Genomic DNA, 4180 nt, shown 5'->3' with positions numbered 1-4180 from the left:
TTGATAGTATAATCTTTAAGTAAAATGTTGGTTTTAAGCATACAAACATTTTATCAGAATCCCTAACTTTTTCGAAGTTAGGGATTTGTTTTTTTGTATAAAAAAGGAACTGTGCACTACTTTTTAGTGCGACAGCCCCCTTACTTCTTAATTTTATTAAATAAATTCTATAACCCCTTCCGAAAGTCTTTTAATTCTAGCTAAAGAATATATTTCATATCCTTTATCTTCTAATAACTTTCTTCCTGGTTGAAATGATTTTTCTATAACTATTCCAATTCCTGAAACCCTTGCTCCAGCTTCTTCTACAAGTCTTATTGCTCCAAGTGCTGCTTCTCCATTTGCTAAAAAATCGTCTATTATTAAAACTTTATCTTCTTTATCTATATATTTTTTTGATAATGTTAGCTCATAGTCTAATCCTTTTGTAAATGAGTGTACTGTTGTTTGGTATACTTCATCATTCAAAATTTTTGAAGTTTGTTTTTTTAAAGTTACCATAGGTAAATTCATTTTAAGTGCAGTCATAACTGTTGGTGCTATTCCTGAACTTTCTATTGTAAATATTCTTGTTATTCCTTTATCTTTAAAGTATTCTTTAAACTCTTCTCCTATTTCTTCCATAAGTTTTGCATCTACACCATGGTTTAAGAAAGAATCTACCTTTAATATATTTTCACTTAGTGCTCTTCCTTCTTTTAAAATTTTAGACTGCAATTTTTTCATTTTCTAACACCTCTATCTTTTCTTCTTTTTCTTCTATAAGAACTTTATTTAAAATTAATGCAACTATTGTTCCTGTTGATATTCCTGATGAAAATATCATTTTTAACCCTTCTGGTAATTGTGATATAAATTCTGGTCTAAATGTAACTCCAAGTCCAAGTCCAATTGCTGTTGCTATAATTAAAAGATTTCTATTATTCATTTTTACTCTTCCAAGAGTTTTAATTCCTGCTGCTACTATTGTTCCAAACATTACAATTCCTGCACCACCTAAAACTGGTTGTGGCATAACGTTTATTATTGCTGCAAACTTTGGCATAAATCCAAGACATACTAAAAGTATTCCTGCCATTATAGCCACACTTCTACTTGCATTTCTTGTTAAAGGAATAAGTCCAACATTTTGGCTAAAGGTTGTGTTAGGGAAAGCTCCAACTACTCCTGCAAAAGCACTTCCTACACCATCTGCTAAAACTCCACCACCTATAACCTTATCAGTTGCTTTAACATCTGAAACTTCACATACAGATGAAAGACATCCAACAGTTTCAATAGTTGTTACAAAATATGCTGGGATAAATGGAAGTAAATATTTTATGTCAAATGTTACTCCATACCCAAATATTTGTGGAAATGCAAAAAAGCTAGATTCTTTTACTAATGTAAAATCAATCATTTCAAGTGGAATACAAATTATATATCCAACTGCCATTCCTATAAGAATTGATGCAGTACTAAGCATTCCTTTTCCATATCTGTTTAAAAGTAATGTTACTACTAATACAAACATTGCTATAGAAAGATTTCTAAGACTTCCATAATCAGAAGATCCAACTCCACCTGCTGCCCAATCCATAGATACTGGAAGTAATGTCAGTCCAATTAAACATACAACAGTTCCTGTAACTATTGGTGGAAAAAGCTTCATTAAAGGCTTTATAAAAAAGCTTGAAAAAAGCTCTACAACTGACCCTAGGATTGTTGCTCCAATAATTCCCGGAAGTCCTGCAACTGAACCAACTGCTATAGATGGTGCTACAAAAGTAAAGTCTGTCCCCATTATACAAGGAACCTTTGCTCCAACTCGTCCCATTCCTTTTGATTGAATTATAGTAGCTACTCCTGATGCTAATATTGATGCAGCTAAAACTGCTGTTGATGTAGCTCCATCAAAGCCAAGTGCTGTTGAAATAACAAGTGGAACTGCAATTATCCCTCCAAAGGCTGCAAAAATATTTTGAAATCCTAAAAGTATTTGTACCCCTATACTTGGCTTATCATTAATTTCATAAACAAGCCCATTTTTATTTTTCTTCTCCATTCTCAAATCCCCCTATTGTATATGTATTCTACAAGGAAGATATTAAATGAAATATTATTTATAAAAAAAGATACCTCAAATTAAAAGCTAATCTGAGGTATGTTTAAATATAATAAAAGTCTATACTTAAAAATCTTACCTCGTAGTCTGCTAATTCACGGTTAGCAGGTAGAAACTTTCGGACCAAATTACCGAGTATATACGAGTTTCCATATATTTTTTTCTTAGTATATCACACTTTTTTACATTATTACATATATTTCTTAATTTATTTTGTTATATTCTAAAACTAAATCATCATTATATTCTCCAAGAGAGACTCCATGCTCACCGTTTTCATTTAGGTGTTTTATAAGGTGTTCTCTTTCTAATTTAATTAATTCTTCACTACTATAATTATCTATTATTTTTTTGTCTAACCCTTTTATTTTTTTCCCTGAAACAGGCATTATACAATACTCTTCTATTGAAGGTGCAAATAAAGCTCCATCTAATGTTTCTTCATACTTCTCTACTGTATATGTTCCATCTTTATTGTCTTTATAAGTTATAGCTGTTGGCATTGAACTTCCATTTTCCTCATGAAGTTTTTTATTTTCTAAAACATATCCTGTTGAAAAAATAGTTGCAAATACCTTTATCTTATCATCTTCTTTATATACCCCATTCATTTGGATTGCTAATATAGTAAATTCACCTTCATAATATTTATAACTTCTTTTAATTGCTGTTTCATAAACTAAATTTTCTATTTCATCATTACTTTTGTGTTCATAATCATTAATTATAGTTGGATTTTTATATTTCTTTTCTAAATTTGTATTTTTATCTTCTAAAAGCTTATCCGCCTCAACTTTAGCTCTGATTTCAATTTCTTTATTTTCTTTATTAGTTAAAAAGGCTACTCCTGTAATAAATATTACTAAAATCCCCATTCCTATTATTATCTTTTTAGGTTTTTTATAATTTAAAATATTTCCTACTCTTTCTCTTACTTCATTATATCCAAAGCCTATGGGTTTAATTATCGCCATATCTTCATCGTTACTTAAATTTAAAAGAAGGTTTGAATAGTCTTTCTTTATTCCTATCCCCATATCTTTTATTACTTTTTCATCACAAGAAGATTCCATATCCTTAGTCATTAAATTAAATGCTAGCCAAAACAAAGGATTAAACCAATTTATAGAAAGAAGTCCATACCAAATGGCTTTAACTAAATAATCAAGCCTTTTTATATGAATTTTTTCATGAGCTATTATATATTTTTCTTCTTCACTTGAAAGTCCTTTTGGCAAATATATTTTAGGCTTTATTACTCCAAAAACAAAGGCTGTTTTTATTTTTTCTGATTTATAAATATTTTCTCTTTCATATATTGAATCTTTCAATGCTCTTTTTACTTTAAACATAGAGCATATAATAAATAGAAATATCCCTATTCCAATTATCGCCCATACTACTGAAATTACACTCATTCCACTTATAGATAAAGATTCACTATAACTTTCTAATCTAATAATCTCTCCTATAACATCCCTACCTTCAACGATTAACATTCCTTTATCTTTTTCCATTATCCCTAAAGGACTGCTTATATTTATTGGTATAAATATTTTTATTAAAAGTATAAACCATAGTCCATAAGAAAATACTTTAGGTGCTTTCTTTAAAAGACCTCTCACAATTATTAAAAATACTATTATATAGGAACAAATAATGCTAAGCTCTAATACCTCTCCAAATACCCAAACCATAGTTAATCCTCCTTATAATTATCTATCATCTCTTTAATCTCACGTCTTTCATCCTCACTTAATTTTTTTCTTTCCACAAATGAAGTTAAAAATTTAAATAATGAACCTCCAAAAGCTTCATGGATAAACTCTTCTCCTCTTTTACTTAAAAATTCATCCTTTGTCATTACTGCTGACACAATAGAGTTTTCATTTTTAAATATCCCTTTGTTACATACCTTTTTCAGCACTGTATATGTGGTTGATTTCTTCCACTCTAGTTTTTCTTCACATACTTTAACAAGTTCTCCTGACTGAATAGGCTCTCTCTCCCAAATTATTTCTGCAAACTTCATTTCTGTTTCTGCAAGCTTTAATTCTTTCATCTTTTTCTCCT

The 4180-nt window shown here is 29.5% G+C and carries 4 protein-coding genes and 1 riboswitch; all 4 genes read right to left on the bottom strand.

Going from position 1 to position 4180, the window contains the following annotated elements; all coding sequences use genetic code 11:
• Positions 1–156 precede the first annotated feature (156 nt).
• On the bottom strand, positions 157–726 hold the full coding sequence (locus ACRC28_RS01190; RefSeq protein ID WP_438541627.1) for a xanthine phosphoribosyltransferase: 570 nt from the start codon (positions 724–726) through the stop codon (positions 157–159).
• On the bottom strand, positions 707–2047 hold the full coding sequence (locus ACRC28_RS01185) for a uracil-xanthine permease family protein (RefSeq protein WP_438541626.1): 1341 nt from the start codon (positions 2045–2047) through the stop codon (positions 707–709). Before ACRC28_RS01185 ends, ACRC28_RS01190 begins: the two co-directional genes overlap by 20 nt.
• A 123-nt stretch (positions 2048–2170) precedes the next feature.
• Positions 2171–2272, bottom strand: a riboswitch (purine riboswitch).
• Between the two features lie 38 nt (positions 2273–2310).
• Complete coding sequence (locus ACRC28_RS01180; protein ID WP_438541625.1) at positions 2311–3804, bottom strand: M56 family metallopeptidase; 1494 nt, start codon at positions 3802–3804, stop codon at positions 2311–2313.
• A gap of 2 nt (positions 3805–3806) precedes the next feature.
• Positions 3807–4180: BlaI/MecI/CopY family transcriptional regulator (locus tag ACRC28_RS01175; protein WP_438541624.1), on the bottom strand; the 374-nt coding region annotated here is incomplete at its 5' end.

Origin of the sequence: Clostridium sp. (genome assembly GCF_051650885.1) — a bacterium.
Taxonomy (GTDB): Bacteria; Bacillota; Clostridia; order Clostridiales; family Clostridiaceae; genus Clostridium.
The sequence above is the reverse complement of the archived record's forward strand: the minus strand, read 5'-3'. Positions and strand labels throughout refer to the sequence as shown.

What these genes read in the sequence shown, in the direction of transcription:
- ACRC28_RS01185 (WP_438541626.1), bottom strand. Translation starts at nt 2,047, where the DNA reads ATGGAGAAGAAAAATAAAAATGGGCTTGTTTATGAAATTAATGATAAG.
- ACRC28_RS01180 (WP_438541625.1), bottom strand. Translation starts at nt 3,804, where the DNA reads ATGGTTTGGGTATTTGGAGAGGTATTAGAGCTTAGCATTATTTGTTCC.
- ACRC28_RS01190 (WP_438541627.1), bottom strand. Translation starts at nt 726, where the DNA reads ATGAAAAAATTGCAGTCTAAAATTTTAAAAGAAGGAAGAGCACTAAGT.